The 24,219-nt window shown below is 59.9% G+C and carries 20 protein-coding genes; 8 read left to right on the forward strand and 12 right to left on the reverse strand.

Features of this window, described 5'->3' with window-relative positions; genetic code table 11:
- The 4 genes from HHL24_RS38840 to HHL24_RS38855 all read right to left on the reverse strand — a co-directional run.
- Positions 1–756 (reverse strand): acetyl-CoA C-acyltransferase (locus HHL24_RS38840; RefSeq protein ID WP_169490603.1); only part of this gene is annotated, 756 nt, incomplete at its 3' end.
- A gap of 43 nt (positions 757–799) precedes the next feature.
- Entirely contained in the window at positions 800–2,473 is a 1,674-nt protein-coding gene (locus tag HHL24_RS38845; RefSeq protein WP_169490604.1) for an electron transfer flavoprotein-ubiquinone oxidoreductase, read from the reverse strand.
- A 16-nt stretch (positions 2,474–2,489) separates the two neighbouring features.
- Positions 2,490–4,280, reverse strand: a complete 1,791-nt coding sequence (locus tag HHL24_RS38850; protein ID WP_169490605.1) for an acyl-CoA dehydrogenase — start codon at positions 4,278–4,280, stop codon at positions 2,490–2,492.
- A 509-nt stretch (positions 4,281–4,789) separates the two neighbouring features.
- Positions 4,790–5,809 carry an AraC family transcriptional regulator gene (locus HHL24_RS38855; protein ID WP_329606810.1) on the reverse strand — a complete coding sequence of 340 codons (1,020 nt, stop codon included), beginning with the start codon at positions 5,807–5,809 and terminating at the stop codon, positions 4,790–4,792.
- A 31-nt stretch (positions 5,810–5,840) separates the two neighbouring features.
- Here HHL24_RS38855 and HHL24_RS38860 point away from each other — a divergent pair, with 31 nt between their 5' ends.
- The 5 genes from HHL24_RS38860 to HHL24_RS38880 all read left to right on the forward strand — a co-directional run bounded on the left by HHL24_RS38860 (position 5,841) and on the right by HHL24_RS38880 (position 10,963).
- Positions 5,841–6,605: a MetQ/NlpA family ABC transporter substrate-binding protein gene (locus HHL24_RS38860; protein ID WP_329606811.1), complete on the forward strand. Its 765-nt coding sequence runs from the start codon at positions 5,841–5,843 to the stop codon at positions 6,603–6,605.
- Between the two features lie 513 nt (positions 6,606–7,118).
- Complete coding sequence (locus tag HHL24_RS38865) at positions 7,119–7,958, forward strand: ABC transporter permease subunit (protein WP_169490607.1); 840 nt, start codon at positions 7,119–7,121, stop codon at positions 7,956–7,958.
- Positions 7,955–8,698, forward strand: coding sequence for an ABC transporter ATP-binding protein (locus HHL24_RS38870; protein WP_169490608.1), 744 nt, complete (start codon positions 7,955–7,957; stop codon positions 8,696–8,698). Before HHL24_RS38865 ends, HHL24_RS38870 begins: the two co-directional genes overlap by 4 nt.
- Before the next feature lie 34 nt (positions 8,699–8,732).
- Positions 8,733–9,737 carry an NrtA/SsuA/CpmA family ABC transporter substrate-binding protein gene (locus HHL24_RS38875; protein ID WP_169490609.1) on the forward strand — a complete coding sequence of 335 codons (1,005 nt, stop codon included), beginning with the start codon at positions 8,733–8,735 and terminating at the stop codon, positions 9,735–9,737.
- Positions 9,738–9,748: 11 nt separating this feature from the next.
- Positions 9,749–10,963, forward strand: a complete 1,215-nt coding sequence (locus HHL24_RS38880; RefSeq protein ID WP_230417754.1) for an acyl-CoA dehydrogenase family protein — start codon at positions 9,749–9,751, stop codon at positions 10,961–10,963.
- Positions 10,964–11,082: 119 nt separating this feature from the next.
- Here the strand turns inward: HHL24_RS38880 and HHL24_RS38885 are convergent, their stop codons facing one another.
- The 6 genes from HHL24_RS38885 to HHL24_RS38910 all read right to left on the reverse strand — a co-directional run bounded on the left by HHL24_RS38885 (position 11,083) and on the right by HHL24_RS38910 (position 19,121).
- Positions 11,083–12,180, reverse strand: a complete 1,098-nt coding sequence (locus HHL24_RS38885; RefSeq protein WP_169490611.1) for a M20/M25/M40 family metallo-hydrolase — start codon at positions 12,178–12,180, stop codon at positions 11,083–11,085.
- Positions 12,181–12,304: 124 nt separating this feature from the next.
- A complete protein-coding gene (locus HHL24_RS38890) occupies positions 12,305–13,450 on the reverse strand; it encodes a branched-chain amino acid ABC transporter substrate-binding protein (protein ID WP_169490612.1) in 1,146 nt (381 codons plus the stop codon).
- Positions 13,451–13,804: 354 nt separating this feature from the next.
- The gene (argE, locus tag HHL24_RS38895; RefSeq protein ID WP_169490613.1) at positions 13,805–15,013 is read right to left on the reverse strand and encodes an acetylornithine deacetylase; all 1,209 of its coding nucleotides are present in this window, start codon (positions 15,011–15,013) and stop codon (positions 13,805–13,807) included.
- Positions 15,014–15,281: 268 nt separating this feature from the next.
- The gene (locus HHL24_RS38900) at positions 15,282–16,625 is read right to left on the reverse strand and encodes a DUF3100 domain-containing protein (RefSeq protein ID WP_169490614.1); all 1,344 of its coding nucleotides are present in this window, start codon (positions 16,623–16,625) and stop codon (positions 15,282–15,284) included.
- 57 nt (positions 16,626–16,682) lie between these two features.
- Entirely contained in the window at positions 16,683–18,194 is a 1,512-nt protein-coding gene (locus HHL24_RS38905) for an aldehyde dehydrogenase family protein (RefSeq protein ID WP_169490615.1), read from the reverse strand.
- Between the two features lie 21 nt (positions 18,195–18,215).
- Positions 18,216–19,121 carry an NAD(P)-dependent oxidoreductase gene (locus HHL24_RS38910; protein WP_329606812.1) on the reverse strand — a complete coding sequence of 302 codons (906 nt, stop codon included), beginning with the start codon at positions 19,119–19,121 and terminating at the stop codon, positions 18,216–18,218.
- Positions 19,122–19,236: 115 nt separating this feature from the next.
- Here HHL24_RS38910 and HHL24_RS38915 point away from each other — a divergent pair, with 115 nt between their 5' ends.
- From HHL24_RS38915 to HHL24_RS38925, 3 genes are all read left to right on the forward strand, one after another.
- On the forward strand, positions 19,237–20,148 hold the full coding sequence (locus tag HHL24_RS38915) for a LysR family transcriptional regulator (protein ID WP_169490617.1): 912 nt from the start codon (positions 19,237–19,239) through the stop codon (positions 20,146–20,148).
- A gap of 163 nt (positions 20,149–20,311) precedes the next feature.
- The gene (gene epsC / locus HHL24_RS38920) at positions 20,312–21,088 is read left to right on the forward strand and encodes a serine O-acetyltransferase EpsC (protein WP_206003208.1); all 777 of its coding nucleotides are present in this window, start codon (positions 20,312–20,314) and stop codon (positions 21,086–21,088) included.
- A 29-nt stretch (positions 21,089–21,117) separates the two neighbouring features.
- Positions 21,118–22,047, forward strand: a complete 930-nt coding sequence (locus HHL24_RS38925) for a VOC family protein (protein ID WP_169490618.1) — start codon at positions 21,118–21,120, stop codon at positions 22,045–22,047.
- A gap of 260 nt (positions 22,048–22,307) precedes the next feature.
- Here HHL24_RS38925 and HHL24_RS38930 read toward each other — a convergent pair whose 3' ends face one another.
- Both HHL24_RS38930 and HHL24_RS38935 read right to left on the reverse strand, forming a co-directional pair.
- Positions 22,308–23,930, reverse strand: coding sequence for an amidohydrolase (locus HHL24_RS38930; protein ID WP_169490619.1), 1,623 nt, complete (start codon positions 23,928–23,930; stop codon positions 22,308–22,310).
- 23 nt (positions 23,931–23,953) lie between these two features.
- On the reverse strand, positions 23,954–24,166 hold the full coding sequence (locus tag HHL24_RS38935; protein ID WP_121113230.1) for a hypothetical protein: 213 nt from the start codon (positions 24,164–24,166) through the stop codon (positions 23,954–23,956).
- Positions 24,167–24,219 lie beyond the last annotated feature (53 nt).

A 24,219-nucleotide genomic window follows, 5' to 3' on the forward strand; every position in this document is an offset into this window, starting at 1 on the left:
CGACGCGTTGCCGGCCGTCACCGTGCCGTTTTCCTTCGCGAACACCGGCTTCAACTTGGAGAAGTCTTCTGCCGTTGCGTTCATGCGTGCGTGCTCATCCGTATCGAACACGACGTCGCCCTTCTTCGACGGAATCGTGATCGGCAGGATCTGGTCCTTGAAGTAGCCGCTCGTGATCGCGTTGGCCGCGCGGCGATGCGATTCGAGCGCGAGTGCATCCTGCGTTTCACGCGAGATCTCGTATTTGCGCGCGACGTTCTCGGCAGTCACGCCCATATGGATCGACTGGAACGGGTCGTGCAGCGCGCCGAGCATCATGTCGACGAGACGCGCATCGCCCATACGCTGACCAAAGCGCGCAGCCGGTATGGAATACGGTGCGCGGCTCATGTTTTCCGCGCCACCGGCGACTGCGATATCGGCGTCGCCGAGCAGCACGCTTTGCGCGGCCGTAACGATAGCCTGCAAGCCTGAGCCACACAAACGGTTGACGGTCAACGCAGGCGTATGTTGCGCGACGCCGCCGTTGATCGCCGCCACGCGGGCCATATACATGTCTTTCGGTTCGGTATGCACAACGCTGCCGAACACCACATGACCGACATCGTCACCCGACACGTTCGCGCGCGCCAGCGCTTCACGCACGACGCGTGCGGCGAGGTCTGTCGGCGGAAAATCCTTCAGACTGCCGCCAAAACCGCCGATTGCCGTACGCACACCGCTGACAACCACCACCTCTTTCGTTGCACCACTCATCGTCTCGCTCCTGTTCATTAGCGCACACGCGCTTGCTCTCGGATTACATATTCGGATAGTTCGGCCCACCGCCGCCTTCAGGCGTCACCCACACGATGTTCTGCGTCGGGTCCTTGATATCGCAGGTCTTGCAATGCACGCAGTTCTGCGCGTTGATCACGAGGCGCTCGCTGCCGTCGTCGTTCTTCACGAACTCATACACCGCGGCCGGGCAATAACGTGCTTCCGGACCGGCATAGGTCTGCCAGTTCACATTCACCGGCACCGAAGGATCTTTCAGCGTCAGGTGCGCCGGCTGATTCTCTTCATGGTTGGTGTTCGAAATGAACACTGAAGAGAGCCGGTCGAACGTCAGCTTCCCATCCGGCTTCGGATAAACAATCGGCTTGCACTGTGACGCGGGCTTCAGCATCTCGTGATCGGAATGCTGGTGATGCAGCGTCCAGGGCACATTGCCGCCCAGCAGCTTCTGCTCGACGCCGACCATCAGGGTACCGAGGTACAGGCCCTTGCTCATCCACTGCTTGAAGTTGCGCGCGCGATGCAGTTCCGTGTGCAGCCAAGACGTCTTGAAGCTCTCCGGATATGCCGTGAGTTCATCGCTGGTGCGTCCTGCCTGCACGGCATCGAATGCCGCTTCTGCGGCCAGCATGCCGGTCTTGATCGCGGCATGCGAACCCTTGATCCGCGATGCGTTCAGGAAGCCGGCGTCGTCACCGACCAGCGCGCCGCCCGGGAACACCAGTTTCGGCAGCGACAGCAGGCCGCCGGCCGTAATCGCGCGTGCGCCGTACGACACCCGCTTGCCGCCTTCGAGGACCGCGCGGATCGCCGGATGCGTCTTGTAGCGCTGGAATTCCTCGAACGGTGACAAATACGGGTTCGTGTAGCCGAGGCCGACCACAAAGCCCACCACCACCTGGTTGTTGTCCATGTGATAGAGGAACGAGCCACCGTACGTATCGCTCTGTAAAGGCCAGCCAGCCGTATGCATCACCAGACCCGGCTTGTGCTTCGACGGATCGATTTCCCACAGTTCCTTGATGCCGATCCCGTAGACCTGCGGGTCAACGCCTTCGCGCAGCTTGAATTTGTCGTTCAGTTGACGGCCGAGGTGCCCACGCGCGCCTTCGCAGAAGAGCGTGTACTTCGCGTGCAGCTCCATGCCGAGCTGGAAATTCTCGGTCGGCTCACCGTCCTTGCCGATGCCAAGATTGCCGGTCGCGACGCCTTTGACGGAGCCATCGTCGTTGTACAAAATCTCAGCAGCCGGAAAGCCCGGGAAAATCTCGACGCCGAGCGCTTCAGCCTGCTGACCGAGCCAGCGCGTGACATTCGCGAGGCTGATCACGTAGTTGCCGTGATTCTTGAAGTTATCCGGCAGCGCCCAGGTCGGCACGCTCTTCGAACCGGTTTCAGTCAGGAACAGGAATTTATCTTCGGTCACATCCACCGTCAGCGGCGCGCCTTTTTCTTTCCAGTCGGGGATCAGTTCGGTGATCGCGCGCGGGTCCATCACCGCGCCCGACAGGATATGCGCCCCGATCTCCGAGCCTTTTTCCAGTACGCACACGCCAATCTCGACGCCTTTCTCAGCCGCCAGCTGCTTCAGGCGGATCGCTGCGGACAGGCCAGCCGGGCCGCCGCCGACGATCACGACGTCGTATTCCATCGACTCGCGTGGACCGTATTGCTCAATGAGACTTGCGGGGGTCATGATGCGATCTCCCCCGTTAGAACTGGTCTTCGGTCAAAGCGAGAATGCCTTCATCGCCCTTCGCACTGACAATCGACGCTTCCAACGCCGAAGCCAGCGGCAGTACGTGCTCGGCATAGAACTGCGCCGTCGCGATCTTGGCGCCGTAGAACGACGGATCTTCGGCTCGCTTTTCAGTTGCCACAAGCAACGCACGCGCCATCTGCCAGCCGCCCAGGACAACGCCCGCCAGCTTCAGATACGGCACGCTGCCGGCGAACACCGCGTTCGGATCCGACCTCGTGTTAGCGACAACGAAATCAACAGCAGCGCTCAGCGACTGATGGCCTTGCGCCAGATACTTCTTCATCGAATCGAACGCCGCGCCTTGCTGCGCGCCCAGAGCTTCGATCGTTTCAGCCACGCCGGCCAGCAGCGACTTCGCGACCTTGCCGCCGTCGCGCACGGTCTTGCGGCCGATCAGGTCGTTGGCCTGAATCGCGGTCGTGCCCTCGTAGATCGGCAGAATGCGCGCGTCGCGGTAGTACTGCGCGGCGCCGGTTTCTTCGATGAAGCCCATGCCGCCGTGCACCTGCACACCGAGGCTCGTCACGTCGATCGACAGCTCCGTGCTCCAGCCCTTCACAATCGGCACGAGGTATTCGTAGATCGCCTGGTGTTCGGCGCGTTTGGCTTCGTCGGGATGACGATGCGCGATGTCGCAGTGAGCCGCGGCGACATACGCCAACGCGCGTGATGCTTCCGTGAGGCCGCGCATCGTCGACAGCATGCGGCGCACGTCCGGGTGCTGAATGATCGCCACGGACTGCTTCGCGGAACCATCCACCGGCCGGCTTTGCACGCGATCTTTCGCGTACGCAACGGCCTTCTGATACGCGCGATCCGACACGCCGACGCCCTGCATGCCCACCGCGAAACGCGCCGCGTTCATCATGATGAACATGTATTCGAGGCCGCGATTTTCTTCGCCGATCAGATGACCGATCGCGCCGCCGTGGTCGCCGAATTGCAGCACCGCGGTCGGGCTCGCCTTGATGCCGAGCTTGTGCTCGATCGACACGCAATGCACGTCATTGCGCTCGCCGAGCGAGCCGTCTTCATTGACGAGAAACTTCGGCACGATGAAGAGCGAAATGCCCTTCACGCCTTCCGGTGCATTCGGCGTGCGCGCCAGCACGAGATGGGCGATGTTCTTCGCCATATCGTGCTCGCCCCACGTGATGAAAATCTTGGTGCCGAACAGCTTGAACGAACCATCGCCCTGCGGCTCGGCGCGCGTACGCACCATCGCGAGATCGGAGCCGGCTTGCGGCTCGGTCAGGTTCATCGTGCCGGTCCACTCGCCGGAAATCAGCTTGGGCACGTAGGTTTGTTTTTGCGCTTCTGTGCCGGCGGTCAGCAGCGCTTCGATCGCGCCGTCGGTCAACAGCGGGCACAGTGCGAACGACAGGTTCGACGCATTGAGCATTTCGATGCACGGCGTGGCGATCAGCTTGGGCAGCCCCTGGCCCTCGTAGTCGACCGGATGTTGCACGCCTTGCCAGCCGCCCTCGACGAACTGGCGGAATGCGTTGGCAAAACCCGGGGTAGCGGTGACTACGCCATCCTTCCAGCTACTCGGATTGCGATCGCCTTCGACATTCAGCGGCGCCAGCACCTCGCCGCACAGTTTCGCCGACTCGTCGAGCACGGCCTGCGCCGTGTCGAGGTTCGCGTCCTCGAAGCCCGGCAGCGTCGCGATGTCTTCGAGACCGGCCAGTTCTTTAATGACGAACAGCATGTCCTTGATCGGCGCGGTGTAACTCATCGCGTGTCTCCTTACGGTATGTTTTAGCAAAAAGACGCGTCGCGCTACGGACTGACTCCGGCGCAACGCGCTCCAGATGCTCGATCGTAACTTCCTCGCCGGCCACGCCCAATGTCCAAACCTGCCCTTTCATTGACAAAACCTGCCGCTTCGCACGGACTCGCTCCGGCCCCGGCAGGACGCGATTTGCCGGGACGTCGATTGGCGGGTTTTGTCAATGTATCGGCCAGTCTTGCTTCTGCCTAAGTTGCGGGCTCTCTCTAGATGCGAAGCAGCGCCGCGCGATCCCGGGTATCGACCTGAAGATCGTCGGGCCACGCGGAGCCGAACTACCGTGGGACGGAGAATCCGCGGGTGACCTCATGGCGGGCGGACATTGGATGATGGATCGCTACTTCGGCACTGAACAATCGCCGCTCACGGCAACCGGAAAACTGCAGAAATTTGCCCGGCGGCAGCGCTTCGGCAAGCATTATGTCAACGCGCCCACCTCTGCGTAACGTCCTGACTTACGCCATCTTGCGATACGCCTGAGGCGTGCTGCCGGTCCAGTGCCGGAAGGCGCGGTGAAACGCTGTAGGATCGTCGAAGCCGACGTCATAGGCGATCGCCCCGATCGCATCGGACGAGCGCATGAGCCGCTGGATGGCAAGATCGCGCCGCAGCTCGTCCTTGATCGCCTGGAACGTCGTCCCCTCGGCCGACAGCCGGCGACACAGCGTTCGAACCGAAAAATGCAGATCCTGCGCGACGACCTCGATGGTTGGGATCGTCGGCAGGCACCCGGCAAGGTATTGGCGAACGCGGTGAGACACCAACTGTTCCGCAAACGACACGAAAATCCAGTCTTCCGGCGCACGCGCAAGAAATCGCTTCAGGTCGGCTTTGTGGCGCCGGATGGTCATGTCGAGATACGTGGCGTCGAAAGACATGGAGGTGCGTTCGCGGCCGAACTGAACGGGCCCGGGGAAGAGATACAGGTAGTCACTTGCGCGCGGCGGCCGCGGAAAGTCGAACTCCACTTCTAACAGTGGAATTTTCTGCCCCACCAGCCACGAAGCAACCCCATGCGCGAGTTTCAGCATGAGTTCGCGGCCAAGTACGTTTAGGGCCGGGCCGTCCGGGTTGGGTACCAGTTCAACGCGGCAGACCGCCCCGTCACGTCGCGATTCGAGTCTGAACTCCTCGAGAATCAGGTGGAGGAACTGACCGAACCGATGCATCGCGACCTCCAGTCGAGGCGCATCGAGGAGGCTCAGGCACAGATACTTCAACGTTCCATTGCGCAATGGCCGACTGAAGATACCCGGCATTTCATCGTCGAGTTCGCTGGCCAGCAGGCGATACAGCGTGGAAAACTGCTCCTGCGTCACACGGGATCCGGGTTCGTGAAGTAACTCGTAAGGGATACCCGATTGTCCAGCCAGACGCTGAACCGCTGCAGGGTCAGCACGGGCCAGGACGCCGTTGACCAGCGAGATAGGTACGGTGGCGGAAAGTGGATTCACTGGTTCGATATGCCAGGTCACGGCCCCGCCCCTTGAGTTGGCATGGCCGTCGGTGGCCTATTTTGTCATAGGTGCAGGCAGAACGCGAATACCGAGATGGATCGGTGTGACGAGCGGACCGCACGAAGAGATCTTTGAGGTGGTAAAAAAGGTCGCTGAGCGCGAGTATGGACTGCATATCAGGATCGTGTCGTTCAACGACTATATCCAGCCGGACGCGGCCCTCGACGCCGGCGACCTCGATGCGAACAGCTACCAGCATCGGCCTTTTCTCGCTTCGCAGGTTCGCGCGCGCGGCTATAAGCTCGTCGGAATCGGCCGCACATGGATTGGGCCGATCGGTCTTTATTCAAAGCATTACCGGAAGTTCACCGACCTGCCGGACGGCGCGACAATTGGCATTCCAAACGATCCCGCCAATGAAAGCCGTATTCTGCTGCTTCAGAAGGCGGGCAGCATCACACTGCGGCAAGGAATCGATCCCGTCACCGGAATCAACGCGACGCCGCTCGACATAACCGCGAACCCGAAGCATTTTCGCTTCAAGGAAGTCGACGCCGCGCAACTTCCGCGCACCCTCGACGACTTCGACGCCACCACCGTCAATGCGGACTACGCCATCAAGGCCGGTCTCAATCCCGCAAAAGATACGATTCTCGTTGAGAACGGCTCGAGCGTCTACGCATGTCTGATCGCCGTGCGAGAGCAGGATGCGACCAAGCCTTGGATGCAGCAACTAGTTTCCGCTTATCAATCGCCTGAAGTAAAGCAATTCATTCTGTCGCACTATCAAGGCGCAATCATTCCGGCTTTCTAGGCACCTGCGGAGGGTCGCTGCAAACGCGCGCACCATTGCCGGGCAGCGATGCACCTGAAATGCAAATGCGCATTTGATGGTTAGCCGCCGGCCGCGTCTGTGGGACGCCTGGCGTTTGAACGGATCGCGCAAGCACCGTACGCCCTTCGAGCCCCGAAATGGATCACGTGATCGAGGCCGCGCCAACGCAGCGCTCCCGGCAGCGGTCGAAGTGATGCGGCCCTGAATGCGTCGCGCAAACCTATGAGAAACATCAATGACAGTGTCGTCACGGCACCAACTATCGGCAACATCGAGCAATGCGTGAGAACTGAAAAGCAAAGCATAAAAAACTGTTTGTCATCGCAATACAGTCAGCCTCTAATAGCAAACTCGCCTTCGCGAGGAACCGCCTTTTGTCGATACATGTTCGCCATCCGGATCACTGGGCAAAATGAATTCGCCCTCAGGTGTGTTGACCCGAACTGGCTCCCGCCCGGAGCAGTCCTTTTTCATGGTTAATCTGGGACCGACATGGCAGACGTCACCTATTCCCGCAACAGCGATGTCGCATCGTCCCGGCTTTACGGAGGCATGTCGAAACGCGCGCTCTACAGGTGGCTTTCTTGGATCGTCCCTGTTCTGATACTCGTGCTCTGGCAAGGTGCGGCACACGTTGGACTGATTTCCCCACAGGTTCTTCCAGCGCCGAGCAGCGTCGCGGCAACCGCGTTGGATCTGGCCAGAAACGGTGATCTCTTCGTTCACCTGGGTGTTTCGCTGTTGCGTGCGTCAGCAGGCTTTGCAATCGGTGGAACGATCGGCCTTGCGCTCGGCATCCTGGTCGGCTTCTCGCCGCTCGCGCAGGCGCTGCTGGATCGCTCGATCCAGATGGTGCGCGCCATTCCTTTTCTCGCGATGCTGCCGCTCGTCATCGTCTGGTTCGGTGTCGGCGAGGTGGCGAAAATCTTTCTGGTCGCGCTCGCCGTACTGTTCCCGATCTACATCAACACCATGCTTGGCATTCGCCAGATCGATCCGAAGCTGATGGAGCTCGCAAAGATCATTGGGTTGGACAGGACCGCGGTCGTGCGGCGGATCATTCTGCCGGGTGCGATGCCGTCCATCCTGACCGGCGTGCGTTATGCACTCGCCCACGCCTGGCTCGCGCTCGTCATCGCCGAAACGCTGGCGACGACGAAAGGCATCGGCTTTCTGGCGATGGATGCCCGCGAATTCCTGCAGACCAACGTCATTCTGTTGACCATGATCATCTACGCGATCATCGGCGTCGTCGCGGACGCGCTGGTGAGGCTGCTTGAAGCGCATTTCCTCTCGTGGCACGCGAATTACGCCAAAGGAGCGCACCAGTGAGCCTCGATCTTGCACTGCCCCACGATGCCGCTGTTCCGGCTCCCACCGAAGAGCAAGCGAGCCGCTCACCGCTCGCCGTCTCGGTGCGTGGTCTGGAGCGCCGCTACGGCACCCGTGTCGTCATCGACGCGCTGGATCTCGACATCCGCGAAGGTGAATTCGTCGCGCTGCTCGGCGAAAGCGGATGTGGAAAGACCACCCTGTTGCGCGCGCTGGCCGGGCTCGATCAACCCGACGCCGGCCAGATCCGCGCGCCCGAGCGCCCTTCCGTCGTCTTCCAGGAGCATCGGCTACTGCCGTGGGCGACGCTGTGGGAGAACGTCGCGCTCGGTCATGAGAAGACGGTCGGTCGTGCCGGCGCGGCCCGTGCGTTGGCCGAAGTTGGACTTTCCGGCCGCGAAGACGACTGGCCACGCAACCTTTCCGGAGGTCAGGCGCAACGTGTGGCGTTAGCACGCGGCCTCGCCCGCGATCCCGCACTACTGCTGCTCGACGAACCGTTCGCGGCGCTCGACGCGCTCACGCGCATCAAGATGCACGGACTCGTCAAGGAACTCGTCGCGCGCCATCACCCCGGCGTGCTGCTCGTGACGCATGACGTCGACGAGGCGCTCACGCTCGCCGACAGGATTCTCGTCATGCGTGCGGGGCGCATCGCGGCATCCTTCCAACCCAAAAACCACACGCCGCAGGCACTGCGGCCGATCCTGCTCGAAGAGCTCGGCGTTCAGTCCCACTGAGCGCTTTCTGCATGACTCCAAGGACCTGACAAGAATGAACGATTCTTCACTGAGCCGCCGCCAACTTTTGCTCGCGGCGGGTGGCCTGCTGGCCGGCGCCGCCGCCAGCAGCCTGTTTCCGGTTCGCGCAGCCGAGCCGCGCAAGTTGACACGCAACACCGATACGGTTCGCGTCGGCTGGGGCTACGGTAGTCTGCCTGACATTGCCAAACAGCGCGGCGTGTTCGAAAAGACGCTGGCTGCAAAGGGCATCAAGGTCGAATGGGTCGGGCCGTTCCCCAACCACGCGCCTTCGATTCAGGCGGTCGTCGGCGGCAGCGCCGATTTCGGCTTCTGGGGATCGACAACGCCGGCACTGGCCGCGATGCTGGCGGGCTCTCCCCTCGTCTTCAATGCGTTCGATATCTATTCACCGCGCTCGACTGCGATCATCGTGAAGAAAACGAGCGGTATCAATTCGGTTGCCGATCTCGTGGGCCGCAAGGTCGCGATCAACCGGTCGGGATTGGGTGAATTCCTGCTGATTGCAGCGCTGGAAAAGCATCATATCGACCGCAGCAAGGTCGAGTTCGTCTATCTGAATCCGCCCGATGCCGCGCCGGCATTTGCGCAAGGCGTAGTCGACGCGTGGTCGATGTGGTCCCCGGCAGTGGACATTGCACGTCATGCCAACGACGCCAAGGACATTTTCAACGAAGGACGCGACCTCGATTTCCTGATCGATTACAGCTCGCTCGTGACGCGCCGGAAATTTACCGAAGAGAATTCCGAGCTGATTCGCGCAGTGATCGATGCGTACTACGTCGAAGGCGCGTGGCAGTCGGCGCATGCCGCCGAATCCGAACTGCTCGTGCAGCAGGAAGCCAAATATCCGGATCAGGTGCGCGACTATCTGACGAGCCTCAAGCGCGTGAATCAGTTCCACGAACCCGACGACGCCGCATTCATCGCGCAGTTCCAACGCGCCGCGGACTGGCTCGCGGAACGCAAGATCGTCAAGTCGCGAATCAAGGTCGCGGATTACAGCGTCAAGGTTTGATGGGAGACACGATGGCAACCACGCTCGTCTCACCCTTGTCCGCGGCACTCGGCTTTGCCGATGCAATTACCCATATCGCGTCGACCGCGGCGGAGCGGGAACGCAATCACCGTTTGCCGCATGAGGAGATCGCGACGCTCAAGGCGCTCGGCTTCGGCGCGCTGCGCCTGCCGGCCAACGCCGGCGGGCAAGACGTATCGTTGAGCGAACTGTTTGTCGTCGCGCGCGACGTTGCGGCGGCGGATTCGAACATCGCTCACGCGTTTCGCAATCATCTGTGGCAAGTGGAAGCGGCGCTCAGACGCCGGGACCACCCGTTCCATGCGCACGTTCTCGATTTGACGGGACAAAAGAAAACCGTCGGCCTCAGTTTCACCGAGACCGACGCCGTCGCGGCCGGTGCGCGTCCGAGCAAGGTGCTGAGCCGGCTCGAATGGGACGAAGCGCGGCACGCGTATATCGGCTCAGGCGAAAAGGTCTACGCGACCGGCAACCTCTACAACGACGCGTTCGTTGGCCTCGCGGTAGAAAGCCGCGAAGGCAGGACCGTGCAATACGTGCTCGACCGGGGCCAAGGCGTGAGCAGCGATGACGACTGGCAAGGATTCGGTCAGCGCCTCACAGGCTCAGGCACGGCGAAGTTCGATGCCGTGACCGTGCCCGCGACTCACGTCTATCCACCAGACTCGCCGCGCACTGACGACGCTGCGCCTTGGGGATACACCTTTCACCAGGTCTATCTGACCAACTGCATCACAGGTATCGTGCGGCGGGTCGCGTTGGATGCCGTCGAGGTTCTGCGCGCACGCGGGCGCAACTTCTATCACGGCGACGCCGCGCATCCCACCGACGAGCCGGTATTACAAACGCTGCTTGGCCGGATTCGGGCGTATGCAGCCAGCGTCGAGGCAACCGCCGATCGCGCGGTGGCAGCGCTCCAGCATGCCTGGGATAGCTACGGAACAGCCAACGAATATGACACCACACTGGCCGCAACGCTCTCAGCGGCGGAAGCCAAGGTGGTGATCGATGATCTCGCGCCAAAGATTGCCAGTTGGCTGATCGACCTTGGGTCGGGCTCGGTCGTGTCTCGCGTGGGTGCTCTGGACCGACATTGGCGCAACATCAAGGTGATTGCTTCGCACAATCCGCGCCTGTACAAGGAACGGCTACTCGGGCAGAACCTGCTGACCGGCCAGCTTCCGCCGACCGGCGCGTTCTTCTGATCGCACACCACTGATGGCTGCCACCCTGCCCTGCTCGAGGCTACCGATGAGCGGCGTGTCGGGATGCCTTCGGGCCGGGGTGACCTGCAGCTTCCGCTCAACCAGATAGAAGCCCATTTCTACAGTCGCTTCGGCGGCATTGAATCCATCGAGAGTTCGGCTATTAGTCCTTTCAACCCGGCGCTGCATCTGGCGAGCTGAGCTAATTCGACATACTCGTCCTTAGCTGCAACCAGGTGCGATTGACCCGGCCCCCAAGCCAGGCTCACATGCTCGTCGCTGGAATCGTAGAAGTCGGACATTTCTACGCTGCGCATACCGTTTGCTGATTCACCGAGCACCTTCGTCAACACGTCGAATGCTTGCGCACCGTCCTGACAACGGATGTTCTCTGCGGATGAGATAACGCCGCTAGGGACGGTGCGAGTACTTTCTGGGCGAATATCTGGACCTGGGGCTTTGCAACTGCCATCGTTCTGACTGTTTGCCTTGCTATGCCTGCACCCGAATTCGAGCGGATTGTCTTGCCGAGCGGATAAACGAGTAAGTGCGCGAAACGTTGCCGCCCTGGATGCGGCATCCATGCCTGGCTGTTTTCGATTAGAGGCAGCGGTTTGTCTGACGCTCGGAGCAGCCTGCTTCCACATCTGGCCTCTCACGATCTGCATATTCGTAGGACGCCCAGATATCCACGCAACCGGATGCACATCCTCGGCGAACTCTGAAATGGCATCGTCAACTCCGGATGCCTGGCTGCCAGTGGTTCGAGGGCTGTAATAGAGCGCAATATGTATCGGGCACGACAACGTTGCGGAAATCATGACGGGCACGAGCCCCAATAGCAGGCCGACGAACCCCTTCATACTGCAGGCCCCTCTGCCATAGAGACGGCCGTTTTGTTCCAATGGACGGAATGGATTCGAATTCCAGGCCTGCCCAACTACCGAGGCGACGTCGCAATTGGCGGTAAATATAATGCCGCCGCGGGTATCTCCAGCCGCATCTGGAACACTGGCGAATAGAATCCCGGCGCTCGTCAGCGACCTCGTAGCGGTCTTGACGGCCAACCCTCTTGCAGACAAAAAATCCTTCACTGTCCCGACGAGGGCGAGGTTGCCACTGTAGGTCGTCGTATCGATGCGGATCAGTTTCTCAACCCAGTCCAGCGAATCAACCTCTGCGCGCACTGGGGACGATGCAATGTCGGCTATTTGCATGTGTTACCTGAGGGCTCGGCTGGTAAGAAACGACAGAACTCCCCGACCGCTAGCGCGCTTGACGCCGCCGTCGGAGCGTTCCCGGCTGCTCATAAGCAGCCGGGAACGCAACGGACCTCTTGAGTTAGTGCTGCACGCCCAGGCTGTCCCGTTTGCCGTCACCGTATGTGTACAAAGTGAGTGTCGCGTCTTTCACGTCGCCCTTCGAATCAAACCGGGTTTCACCGATGACGCCCTTGTAGTCGGTCTTCTTGAGATAGGGCAGATACTTTGCTGGGTCCGAGGAATTGGCGCGTTTCATTGCATCGACCAGAATCATGACTGCGTCATATGCGTACGGCGCGTAGATGACCACATCCTGCCCATTCTTCTGTTTGAACCGTTCTTTGAACTTGTCCATCCCTGCCTGATATTCGGGAGTGATGCCGCCAGCTTCCGCACAAACGACTTTTCTGCTTTGCAGCGAAGTACCCGCAAGCGCCGGAAGTTCTCCCGTGCAAATACCGTCCCCGCCCATGAACTTGGATGCCATGTTCAGTTGCTGCATCTGTTTCAACATTGGGCCACCTTGCGCATCCATGCCGCCGTAAAAAACAACGTCGGGCGCGTCTGCTTTGACCGCCGTCAAGACGCCTCTGAAATCCGTTGCCTTATCGGTCGTAAATTGACGGGTTGTGAGCTTTGCGCCTGCGGCTGTTGCGGCCGCCAGAAACTCATCCGCGATACCCTGACCATAGGCGGTTCGGTCGTCGATAACTGCAAATGTTTTGACATTGAGCTGCTGGACAGCGTATTTGCCGAGCACCGAGCCAAGTTGAGAGTCGTTCGCGACCAGGCGGAATGCCGTGTCGAACCCTTGCTGGGTGTACTTGGGGTTGGTGGAGGATTGCGTGATTTCGGGGATGTGCGCGTCGTAATAGATTTTCGACGCGGGAATCGTTGCGCCCGAGTTGAAGTGGCCGACGACCCCTTTTACCCCGGCGTCAACGAGCCGCTGAGCGACCTGAGTTGCCTGTCGTGGGTCGCCCGCATCGTCTTCAACCTGAAGCGAGATTTTGGCTTTGTGCCCATCGATGATTGGCGGGTTCGCGTTGATGTCGTCAACGGCCATCTTTGCGCCGAGCTCGACGTCCTTTCCCAGATTGGCATTTTGTCCCGTGAGCGGGCCTGCAAAGCCAAGCTTGATGGCGTCGTCCTGAGCGTATGAGTGAGCCGATACAAGCGCGAGAACCGCGCTGCTGACCGCGATGACTGATTGCGAAAGCTTCATGGTCTTCTCCTTACCGAATTATTTAACTATGGCTATAACTTTATTTGCACTGCAAAATACACTCAGTCGACCGCAATATCTATCGTTCACGTGAACTACGGTTCAGGCTGGTTCTACGCGTGATGCTGCACCGTGTGAATCTGGAGTCCCGGCTCAGGCCGCCGGTCGACACCCATGCCGTCAAGTGCGAGACAAGTATCTGCCGGACAAAAATCTGCACCCATCACATCGAAGCCATAAACTTGTTCTAATTAACAGAACGCCGGTGGTACCAGGTCGAAGCCGACCTCGCGCAAGGGAACGAGTCGCACACTGGTTAGACAGAAGAACGCGCAGTGCACAGCCCCTTCGCCTTTAGAGCGAATTCCCCGACAGACTCACGATGAGCTTCCGCAAGAAACTCTCGCAAGCGGCGAGCTGATGCAGCTCCACGAATTCGTTAGCCTTGTGTGCCTGTTCGATGTTTCCGGGGCCACAAACAATGCTTGGGATCCCTGCGCTCTGGAACAGCCCCGCCTCAGTTGCATAAGCGACCTTGCGCGTATCGGTGTCTCGCCGCAACGCCCGCACAAGTCCATTGATGGCAGCCTGTTCGGCGACATCGAGCGCAGGTGCAGTAGAGATGGTCTCGAAAGTGATGTCCGCCTCCTCGCGAGTCAGCCGCATTCTGGGAACCAGCTGGCGCTCTGCGAATTCTCGAATTTCGTCGTAAATACCGCTTACATTGATACCCGGCAGGTTGCGGAATTCGAATTCAAATTCACAATTGGCCGGTACCGTGTTCACGGCGATGCCGCCGCGAATTGTGCCCGTCTGAGCGGTGGTAAACGGTACGTCGAATGCGTTGTCGAATGGCCCCTTCACTTTGAACCGTTCTGCGAGGTCCTGAATGTGACAAATCAGACGAGCAGCGTATTCAATCGCATTGACGCCCCGGGGTGTCAGCGATGAGTGCGCGGCATGGCCCTTCACGCAGCACCGGTAGGCATTAATGCCCTTGTGAGCGACAACAACACGCATGCTGCTTGGCTCGCCGACAATACATCCGTCGAGCCTGACGCCACGCTTTTTGAGGTCCGCCAGCATCACGGGCGCACCGGCACAGCCGATCTCTTCGTCGTAGGACAGTGCGAAGTGCAGCGGATTCGTTAGCGATGCCTGTCGCATCTGCGGCACCAATCCGAGTGCTATTCCGATAAAGCCCTTCATGTCACAAGAGCCACGGCCGAACAACTTTCCGTCTTTGACCAAGGGCGAGAATGGATCCGAATTCCATTGCTGACCGTCGACAGGCACCACATCTGTGTGTCCTGAAAGGACGACGCCGCCATTTGTCTCCCCTGCAGCGCTCGGAACCGTAGCGAACAGATTTGCTTTCTTGCCGCTCGGGTCATACGTCAATGTCGTGACAAGACCATTCGCATAGCAGTAATCGCGTACGGTTTCGATAAGACCGAGATTGGAGTTTCGGCTGGTGGTATCCATCCGCATCAACGTATTGACCCATTCAAGGCCCGAGTGCGAGATTTCAGATGCCGGACTTGTCTGTACGGTTGATTCCATGCTGATGTCCCTCGAAAAAAACGACTGCGTCCACTTCCTTTAGCGGATTAGTCGTTGACTTGACCGCAAAGGTCGCGCGGTACGCTACGCGCAGTCGAGTAGTTGGATGGCGGATGTCATGGCCATCGGTGCTTATGGATTACAGGACAACGGCCCGGGAGTTTTGCGAGGCAGGATGCACTCGACGTACATGAACGGACATCGCAGGGAAAGCGAGCCATTTCGGTCGAGGCCAGAATGGCTCACGTCAACGGTAGTGGCCGATTGATTAGACGTGGAAGAGTTGGGCCACGATCGTCGCACCCAGGAAGGTGCCGGCGTTCGCGACAAACGAGACCAAGACGATGCGCCAGCCCAGTTTGCGGAATGCGGGGATATCCTTTGCGATGGACAGCCCGGCGAACGTGAGCATGGGTGTGGTCACCCCCAGAAAATCGTTCTGCGCGCTGTACGCCGAAATTTGTGATGCCCAGGGGCACAATGGTGACGTCAGGAACATCGCCGCAATCGAAACCCAGCAGACAGCGGGAATTTTTCTTCCCGACGCAGTGGCAAATGCGTCACCCACCACCGTTGCAAGCACCATAATCAGCATGCCAGGCAGCGCTACGATAGGGCTTGTGCCGTGGGTAATCCAGTCGCAAACGAGCGCGAACAACGCTGTGATGCCCCACGCAAGCAGCCTGCCGCCATAACTCAATTCCGGAGCCGCTGTTTCAACGTCGCCCAACTTTGGTCGGGATTCCTCGATGACGCTGGACGCTTCGGATGCTTTGCTCTTGCGGCCGATAACCGGTTCGAGCAAACGATAGCCCCAAATGGCCATCGGCAGCGAAATGAACAAGGTGAAGTACGTGCCGACGGTGGTTGTGATGAGATTGCTTGCCGCCGCAAATGTCAGCACCGTCTTTGCCATTTCCGGCGTTTGCTGCGCCGCGATTGCGCCGGATGCAGCGGCCATCATCGACCCCGAGCCGACACCCGAGCCCATGGCAAGAGCTAAAGGATGGAAGATATGCAGGCTTGCCACGAATCCTGCGAAGATTGCGATGAACACCGCGCCAAAGACTGTGCCCGTCAGATACTCCGCGAGCACCCCGCGACCTTCGGCGGAATTCATTCCATACTTCTCGCCGATGATGGCGAGACTGGGTTCGCGGCCAACCGAGAAGGTTGCGCCAATCGCTTCGCGCTTGATGCCGAGCACGAGTGCCAGCGGCAACCCGAGCATGATTGTTCCAACAAAGTGACCAAGTTCCTGGAACGCGAGAGCCCAGCCAGCAGCAGCGAGTTTCGGCAGCGCACCACCCACCATCAATCCGAGTTTGGCGACGAAGAGCAGCAAGGCCGGCTGAAGAATGGCTGCGGCCAGGAACTGGCTCTTCACATCCAGGCGAGCAACACCACCCCACCGGTCGCTAGCCAGTCCGAGCAATGCGCCCATAAGAAGTGCCCAAATCATCGGCAGCAGCACGACCTTGCCCGGTCCGATCTTGAACGTGAAGGAGCCTATGAACTCCGCGATGAGGAGAATGACGGCGGCATAGAAAAATGGCTTCACGCCTCTCAACCGACTTTCGCCCCACCGCGCTGCGTATAACGTATTTTCCATTGCCGCGCCTCCAGGAATGCCCGCGCCGGCTATGCATCGGCGAGGGCATTTTCCGCTTTAAAGGTAGCCGAACGCCGTCGATGGTTCTTTGGCCGTTTCAACCCATATGCTCTTGGTCTGAGTGTATTCGTAGAGCGCCTCGACGCCACTCGAACGACCGTAACCGCTCAAACCGTAGCCACCAAACGGCGAGGCGACATTGATAGTCTTGTAGCCGTTGACCCAGAACGTGCCTGCATTAATCTGACCGGCAACACGGTGGGCGCGAGCCACATCGTTTGTCCACACTGCGCCAGCCAAACCAAACTCCGTGTCGTTCGCGATGGCAATAGCTTCTTCCTCCGTGTCGAACGGAATCGCTGCGACAACCGGACCAAAGATTTCGGTGCGGGCCACGTCCATCTCGTTGGTGACATTCGCGAGAACGGTCGGCGAGACGAAGTAACCGCCCTCAGAGCGTTCCACCGAGCCCGCAGCAAGTGTGGCGCCCTCAGCCACGCCGCTCGCAATCATCTTCATGACGTGCTCATACTGCGTGCGGTTGTTGATAGGACCGACTTCCGTCGCGTCGTCGATGGGCGAGCCCACCTTGATTTTTTTCGCGCCGGACGCAACCATGCCGACAAACTCGTCATACACCGAGCGTTGCACGAGCAGGCGTGAACCTGCGACGCAACTCTGGCCCGCGCCCGCAAAAATGGCTGCCTGCGCGGTGAGCGCGGCGCGCTTCAGGTCCGCATCGCCGAAAATGATGTTCGCCGACTTCCCGCCAAGCTCCAGCACACATGGGAGCACACGCTTTGCTGCGGCTTCGGCGATTCGCACACCCGTAGCCGGTGAGCCAACAAACACAACTTTCTTGATTGCCTTGTGCGCAATCGCGGCCTGCGCCACCGTCTGGCCAAGCCCGGCTAGCACGTTGATGAGCCCCTTCGGCGCACCTGCACGTTCCGCCAGCATGCCGACCACGAGCGACGTGAACGGCGTCAGTTCAGACGGCTTCAGCAAAACGGCGTTCCCCATCGAGATTGCCGGTGCCAGTTGCCATCCACACGTGAAGACGGGTGCGTTCCACGGCGTGATTTGAAGAACCGTTCCGGCCGGCTCGCGGCGCGTGTAGTTCAGGTGCGACGTCGGTACAGGGATGACCTCGCCATAGAACTTATCCGTCCAGCCGCCGTAGTACTCGAACATCTCGGCGACTTTGGCAACTTCGCCGCGACAATCGCGAATCGGTTTGCCCGAACCCAACGACTCCAGCCGCGCAAGGTTCTCGGTGTCTTTCCGCAATTCCCGAGCGATTTCAAACATGACGCGACCGCGTCCAGCATGAGTCAGCGCCCACCACTGCTTCTGCGCGCGCTGAGCCGCCTCGGCCGCGAGTTCAACCACTGCCGCACCGCCGTCCTTGTATGCAAGGCTCGGCTTGCCGGTCGCCGCGTCGTACAACTGGATGAGTTCACCCGTACCTTCGACCAGTTCTCCACCGACAAACGAGCCGATGGTCTTTGCGTTCGGAAAGAAGTGGGCAAATGCGGCCAGCAGGTTTTCAGCTGCGTTGTTTTCCATTTCGATGCTCCTTGGACCCGGTTACTTTTGTTCGATGAATTGGACGATGCGGTTGAAGTCTTCAGCGTCGCCGATTGATTTCGCGCTTTCGGCCCACAGGCGGCCCGCCTCGACAGCGATAGGAGCACTCACGCCCTGGCTGCTCAGGAGGTCCATTGCCAGACGGACATCCTTGCGCATCAGTTTCATCGTGAAGCCGGAGTCGAACTTGTTGTTGAAAATCCAGGTTGGGTAGTTCGTGAGCGTCGCGCTGTTCTTGCCCGACCCGCCGCTGAGCGCTTCAATCAGCTTCTCTGGGTCCACACCCACTGACTCAGCTGCGCGCACAGCTTCGCTCGTAGCCAGCAGATGGATGCCGGTCAGCAGGTTGTTGATAATTTTCGTGACATGACCTGCGCCGACCGGGCCGACGTGGACCCGCTTCGCGCTCATCACAGCGAGGATGGGTTCAACTGCCGCGACATCTTCATCGGAGCCGCCAAGAACCATGGTCATGGTCGCGGTGGCCGCGCCCTTCGGTCCGCCGCTCACTGGGCCGTCAACCAGTCCGACCTTCACTTCCTTGAGAGCCGCTGCGACTTTGCGTGTGCTGTTCGGGTCGGCTGTCGTGGTATCCACAACGATGAGGCCCGGCTTTGCGCTCGCTGCCACACCGCCATTGCCCAGAACGACCTCTTCGACGATTGCGGAGGTGGGCAGGGAAAGAATGAGAACGTCGGAGTCACGTGTGATGTCTGCAATGGTCGCGCGGGCAGAGACGCCTTCCTCCTCCAGCTTGCCGGCCACGCCGGGAGCTGCGTCGAAACCCAGCACGGTGTAACCGCCGCGCTTGAGCGAGAGGGCCATTCCACGCCCCATGTTTCCAAGTCCGATGACACCAACCGTCTTCATAAGTGCACTCCGTTGCGATGACGCTGCCGGCCGAATAGAGACATCTATTTGTCGCCGTTTGCGTTTTTGGAGTTGCCATAGTCGGCTTTTGGGACCCTATAATCAATAAACGCCAATATTGGAATCGTTCTGTTTTTTCGAACAGTAAGCTATGGCAGACAACCTTACAGAAAGCCGAATCGTCTATTTTTTTGAGGCGGTTCGATGCGGCACCATTCGCGCAGCTGCGGATTGGTTGAACGTTGCGCCGTCGGCAGTAAGCCGGCAGATTGGGCTACTCGAGTCGGAGCTCGACGTGACTTTGGTCGAGCGACATGCACGCGGCGTTAAGCCGACAGAGGCGGGCGAATACCTCATCGAGTATTTCCGCGAGCAACTCGCGCACAAGGACGACCTAATCTCCCGATTGCAGGAGCTGCGCGGACTTCGAACCGGCCACGTCAGCGTGGTGCTCGGGGAAGGCTTCGTGTCGGACGTCCTGTCGGGCCCGATGCAGCAGTTTTGCAAGCTGTACCCGGCGATCAATGTCAATCTCGACCTGGGTAGCACGAACGATGTGATGCGGCGAATCTCGGAGGACGAGGGCGAAATCGGGCTCGTCTACAACCCGCCCGCCGAGCCGAAGATCGTCTCTCGCGCACTCAAGCGCCAGCCCATGATGGCCATCGTCGGACCGAATTTCCCGCGCTCAAGCAAACAGAAATCCATGACCGTGCAGGAACTGGCAACCTATCCGATCGCCGCAACGCATCCGACCTACGGAACTCGGCAAATGCTTCAGGCCGTAGAGTTTGCAGAAAAAATACGCCTGAACCCGATTGTGACGACGAACTCCATCAACATCCTCAAGCAGTTCGCAAGGTCTGGCCTTGGCGTTGTCGTCCTGCCCGCATTCGCGGTCACGACTGAAATGGCCGCAGGCGAACTTCACGCGATTGACATTGACCATCCAATTTTTCAGAACGCGGAAGCTCATCTGGTCACCCGTGTCGGACGCAAGCTATCTGTCGCTTCGAACAAGATGCTCCAGATGATGACGTCGCAAATGAAGGCATTCCGTTAAACCCAAGGTGCGGCTTGGACTTGCGAGCACACGGTGACTTCGCGGTTGCCACACGCAAGCCCGGCGCAGCCTCAGCCATCTAATTTTCAGAACAAATTTTTGATTCGGCGGCATTTGCTGTTCTTTTTGGACATCGCAGACTGTTACCAAAAGGAGGCATGTCTTGACTACTATCGACCCCCAGGCGCTGTGGGAGACAGTTCGCGCCGAAGCGGAGCGGGAAGCACAGTTGCGGCCGATGTTGCGACGGTACTTCGACGCAGCTGTGTTGAACCATGAGACTTTGGGCGACGCGTTCGCGTCTCTTCTGGCGGCGGAGCTCGTGCGCTCCGACGGCACGCTACCTGACTTCTCCGAAGAGTTCAGCGCCGTCACCAGACAGAGAGGGCTTGACGTTGGGGCTGCAGCTGACATCGCCAGAATTTCGTCCTCAAATCCCGCCTGCCCAAACGCGCTCACCGCCTTCCTGTCATTTCGCGGCGTCCTGGCAGTCCAGTTCCATCGCATTGCGCATGCGTACTGGACTGCGGGCGAGAAGACATTCGCGGTGTTGCTGCAGAACTGGTGCGCGAAGTCATATAACGTCGATATTCATCCTGCTGCGCGAATCGGCAAAGGCCTGTTCGTCGACCACGCAATGGGCATCGTTATTGGCGAGACGGCCGTAGTCGAAGACGACGTCAGCATCTGGCATGGCGTAACACTGGGTAGCACTTTCGCCGAAGCTGGCGACCGGCATCCCAAAGTGCGCCGGGGCGCTACGCTCGCGGCCAACGCGACGATACTCGGAAACATTGAAATCGGCGAAGGCGCAGTCATTGCTGCTGGCAGCCTCGTTCGTATGTCTATTCCGGCAGGCATGATTGCCGCAGGCGTTCCAGCAAAAGTCATCAAGCCGGTTTCCGGCACGTATGCCGCTATAACTGCGCCTTCCAAATAACAGCCCTCTCCATAAATCAGGACTGACGGATGATTCCTCCTAATCAGCATCGGCTCGGGATTGACCACCCGGTGATTTCCGTTCGCAACCATCCCGAGGCGGTCGAGAAGTTCATTCGCCTTGGCTTCTCGCCAAGCCCGATTTCATACCATCCTTGGGGCTCGGTCTTGACGCTGATGATGTTCGAAAACAACTTCATCGAGCTCATCGGAGTCGACGACCCTTCGAAATTCGGCACCGGCGAAGTGGACGGTTTTTGCTACGGCCGAACCTTGGGTGAGTTTCTGGCTCGTTCCGAAGGACTTGGGCTTGTCTCGCTGCACAGCAAAGATATCGAAGGTGATTTTGCTGCAGTCAAGGCGAGCGGCTTGCCGACACAACAACGCGTCGATTTCCGTCGCAAGCTGACCAGGGCCGATGGCACTCCGGACGAGGCGGTGGTCTCCCTTGGGATGATTATGGACACTGAATTGGGCGACGTTTCGAACTTCCTGTGCCAGCAGCATCGCCCGGAATTCATCTGGCGCAAGGACTGGCAGGATCATCCCAATGGCGCGAATGCAGTGCTGGAGGTCGTTTACGTGGCGCGCGACCTGCGCCCACTGGAAGAAAGATGGTCGAAGCTATTTGGTGGGGAACAGACAGTTCGTGTCGACGGACATGTCGAGGCTGATACGGGCTGCGGCAAGGTCGTCGCGCTTACACCGCAACAGGCAGAGGAACGGTTCTCGGCTGTAGGTCTACCGGTCAGTTACACAGAAAAGCCCCACGGAATCGCTCTGCAAGTTCAGGTTCGTGACATTGCAATAACGGAGCAAGTCCTTGGGGAAAACGGCGTTAGTTATGCTGGAACCAGCGAAGGAATCGCGGTAACGCCGGACTCAGCCGGAAATGCGATCATCGAGTTCGTGCAGGCACACCAAGGCACGCCTGTGGCCGTTGAGCGATTGGTTTTGTAGGCGCTCGCGCAACAGTTTTCCTCCTCTCACGTCTGAGAGTAGTTCAAGGCACTGCGACTACCCATCGCAGTGCCTCTTTTTTAAAACGCCCGCTGTTTGGTAATCGAAATCAATCGAAATGGCTATGGGTCACGTGATAGACGTCGGGCGAGACACACTCATCAACATTCGTCGGATCGGGTGGCCTGATCCGACAAAACCAGCGCGGGAGTCGTTCATAACTTCAGAGCTGATGGAGGCATAGCGCCCGGGGGCTGAGTTCACTCGGCCCGGCTCTCCGCATGAACGACTTCGCCGCGGAAGCACGTCTCCACCACACGCGCCTGCGTCAGCTCTTCAATCGGGTGCAACAGCGGATTGCGGTCGAGGATCGCAAAGCTCGCGTCCTTGCCCGGCTCGAACGAACCCGTGCAATCGTCGAAGCGCAGCGCATACGCCGCGTTGATCGTGTAGGCATCGAGCATCGTGAGGAGATCGAGACGCTCGTCCGGATTCCACGGCGCGCCGCCGGGTTCGTCGACCAGCACGCGCGTGACGCCGGTCTGGATAATCTGCAGCGGGTCCATCGTCGTCACCGACCAGTCCGAGCCCGCCGCGAGCAGCGCGCCCGCGTTGCGCAGGCTGCGGAACGGGTAGTTGCGCGCGGCGCGCTGCGGGCCGAACAGGTCAGCGTAAAACTGCTGCTGCTCGGGCCGCGCAGCACCCCAAAGAGCTTGCACGCTCGCAATCGCGCCTAGCTGATGGAAGCGCCCCATGTCGGCGGGATCAACCACTTGCAGATGGGCAAACTGCGCGCGGCGGTCGCGCATGCCGTTGCGGCGCTGCACGTATTCCAGCGCATCGAGCCCCATGCGCACCGCCCGGTCAGCGAGCGTGTGGAAGTGCAGGTCGAAGCCGGCCGCGTCGGCCAGTTGCGCGATTTCATTGAGGGCGTCCTGAGACCATAGCGTGAGGCCGTAATCCTCTGTGCCGGCGTAGGGCTCGAGGAGCGCCGCCGTCCTGGATTCGGGTACCCCGTCTATAAAGATCTTGACCGTATGCAGGCGCAGCATGTCGCATTCGTACTCCTTGCGCCATGCGACGAAGCGCTCGATCGTCTCGCGCGCGTCGCCGCGCGGGCTGGCCATTAGGCCCGCGCTCACGTACGCCTTGAGCGTGCCCGCGCGCTGGGCGGAGGCATAGGCCTCGAGTTCCGCCTTCTCGACATGGGCGTCGAACCAGCCGGAGATGCCGTAGCCATGCGCCATGCGGTGCGCCTTGCCGAGCGCCTTCGGGTAACCGTCCGGGCTCAGTTGCGGCACGCGCCCGCAGATCTTGTAAAACGCGGCCTCATGGACCACCCCCGTGGGCGTGCCGGCCGCGTCGCGCTCGTGCACGCCGCCTTGCATCTCCGGGGTTTCCTTCGTAATGCCAAGCACTTCCAGAGCCTTCGAATTCAGGCAGCCGCTATGGACGTCGAAGCTCACGACGAGGAGCGGACGGTCCGGCACGATTTCGTCGAGCACCTGGCGGGTCGGATAGGCGCCGAATGCGGCGAGGTTCGCGCCGCCCAGATAGACCCAAGGCTCGTCGGGCGTGGCCTCCGCACAGGCGCGGATGCGCGCGAGGATGATCTGCGGGTCGTTCACGCCTGACAAGTCGAAATCGCCGAGGATCTGATGACCCTGGATCGGATGCACGTGACCGTCGATAAGCCCCGGGAGCATCAGCGCGCCGCGCAGATCGACGCGCCGCGTGGCCGGCCCCGCGAGGGCACTGATTTCGTCGTCGTGGCCGACGGCGAGAATCTTGCCATCGCGCACCGCAAGCGCGTTCGCGTAGCGGCGGCTGGTGTCCGCCGTATAGAGCGTTCCGTTGAGGTAAACGGCGTCAGCATACTGCATCTGTATTCTCCTCCAGTCATGGATTAAATCTGTGCGACCTGGCGCCCTTCCAGCAACGCTCGGCACAAGAAACGTTCGCGCTGGGAGAGCGCCACACCGTCGCTCGCGAGCCGTTGCTCAAAACGCTGCGCGAGTGTGACTTCCTCAGCTTGTGATGCGGCGCTCGCGAGCCGCACATGCTGCACGACGAGCGGCAGCATGAAGTCGCAAAGCTGATGCACAGTGCGCAACGGCAACGCCGCATCGTACCGGCGCCCCCCGCTCACGTGGGGACCAAAGGGGCCTTGCC

The sequence above is a fragment of the Paraburkholderia polaris genome (assembly GCF_012927345.1).
GTDB classification, from domain to species: Bacteria; Pseudomonadota; Gammaproteobacteria; order Burkholderiales; family Burkholderiaceae; genus Paraburkholderia; species Paraburkholderia polaris.

Excerpts from the sequence above, each read along its gene's own strand:
- HHL24_RS38890 (WP_169490612.1), bottom strand. The coding sequence starts at position 13,450 with ATGAAGCTTTCGCAATCAGTCATCGCGGTCAGCAGCGCGGTTCTCGCG.
- argE (WP_169490613.1), bottom strand. The coding sequence starts at position 15,013 with ATGGAATCAACCGTACAGACAAGTCCGGCATCTGAAATCTCGCACTCG.
- HHL24_RS38865 (WP_169490607.1), top strand. The coding sequence starts at position 7,119 with ATGGCAGACGTCACCTATTCCCGCAACAGCGATGTCGCATCGTCCCGG.
- HHL24_RS38905 (WP_169490615.1), bottom strand. The coding sequence starts at position 18,194 with ATGGAAAACAACGCAGCTGAAAACCTGCTGGCCGCATTTGCCCACTTC.
- HHL24_RS38925 (WP_169490618.1), top strand. The coding sequence starts at position 21,118 with ATGATTCCTCCTAATCAGCATCGGCTCGGGATTGACCACCCGGTGATT.
- HHL24_RS38900 (WP_169490614.1), bottom strand. The coding sequence starts at position 16,625 with ATGGAAAATACGTTATACGCAGCGCGGTGGGGCGAAAGTCGGTTGAGA.
- HHL24_RS38930 (WP_169490619.1), bottom strand. The coding sequence starts at position 23,930 with ATGCAGTATGCTGACGCCGTTTACCTCAACGGAACGCTCTATACGGCG.
- HHL24_RS38880 (WP_230417754.1), top strand. The coding sequence starts at position 9,749 with ATGGCAACCACGCTCGTCTCACCCTTGTCCGCGGCACTCGGCTTTGCC.
- HHL24_RS38885 (WP_169490611.1), bottom strand. The coding sequence starts at position 12,180 with ATGCAAATAGCCGACATTGCATCGTCCCCAGTGCGCGCAGAGGTTGAT.
- HHL24_RS38850 (WP_169490605.1), bottom strand. The coding sequence starts at position 4,280 with ATGAGTTACACCGCGCCGATCAAGGACATGCTGTTCGTCATTAAAGAA.
- HHL24_RS38845 (WP_169490604.1), bottom strand. The coding sequence starts at position 2,473 with ATGACCCCCGCAAGTCTCATTGAGCAATACGGTCCACGCGAGTCGATG.
- HHL24_RS38875 (WP_169490609.1), top strand. The coding sequence starts at position 8,733 with ATGAACGATTCTTCACTGAGCCGCCGCCAACTTTTGCTCGCGGCGGGT.
- HHL24_RS38915 (WP_169490617.1), top strand. The coding sequence starts at position 19,237 with ATGGCAGACAACCTTACAGAAAGCCGAATCGTCTATTTTTTTGAGGCG.